Origin of the sequence: Aeromonas sp. S41-2, assembly GCF_027705845.1 — a bacterium.
Taxonomy (GTDB): Bacteria; Pseudomonadota; Gammaproteobacteria; order Enterobacterales; family Aeromonadaceae; genus Aeromonas; species Aeromonas hydrophila.
This window is the reverse complement of sequence record NZ_JAPDCG010000031.1, coordinates 1-760: the sequence shown is the minus strand read 5'-3', so window position 1 is coordinate 760 and position 760 is coordinate 1. Positions and strand designations below refer to the sequence as shown.

The window sequence follows — 760 nt, the reverse complement described above, 5'->3', positions numbered from 1 at the left end:
GCACGCTTAAAAATAATAAAAGCAGACTTGACCTGATAGTTTGGCTGTGAGCAATTATGTGCTTAGTGCATCTAACGTTAAGTTCAGCGGCAGCTTTTAAGTTGCGGCTTTGTGGAATACTTTTGCGCAGCAAAACCACAAAGACGCGACTTAAAAGCTGTCCAAGGAGCGAAGCGACTGGTGCTGCAACGCATTGTTAGCCTTTTTTCCAAATCTGGTATGTATAATTTATATTAGACATAAAAAACTGTTCAAAAACCAAATTGAAATTCTCAGGCATTATAGGGAATTTGATATCACCTTCGACTTCAACGTGAACAGTAGACAAATGAATTATATCTGCTTTTTCAATAAGGCTATTATAGATTTGACCCCCGCCAGAGACATATACATGATCTGTAACTTTTGATAGCTCTTTCAAAGCATTTTCTATTGAAGGAAAAACTAGGACGTTTTCATTTGAGCTTGAAATTCCGTTCTTTGACACTACTGCATATTTGCGATTTGGAAGAACACCCATAGAGTCAAATGTTTTTCTTCCGACAAGGAGCCATTGATTATATGTGAGCGCTTTAAAGAGTAGTTGCTCACCTTTTACTGACCACGGGATATCAGGACCACTACCGATTACGCCATTTTCTGACACTGCAGAAATCAATGATATTTTCAATTTAACTCCCTTAATGGCTAACTTTGTTTTAGGGCGACTGCCCTGCTGCGTAACATCGTTGCTGCTCCATAACATCAAACATCGACCCAC

At 39.1% G+C, this 760-nt stretch carries 1 protein-coding gene; it reads right to left on the bottom strand.

Features of this window, described 5'->3' with window-relative positions:
* Positions 1-196: 196 nt before the first annotated feature.
* Complete coding sequence (dfrA17, locus tag OKC44_RS22110) at positions 197-670, bottom strand: trimethoprim-resistant dihydrofolate reductase DfrA17 (protein ID WP_001389366.1); 474 nt, start codon at positions 668-670, stop codon at positions 197-199.
* Positions 671-760 lie beyond the last annotated feature (90 nt).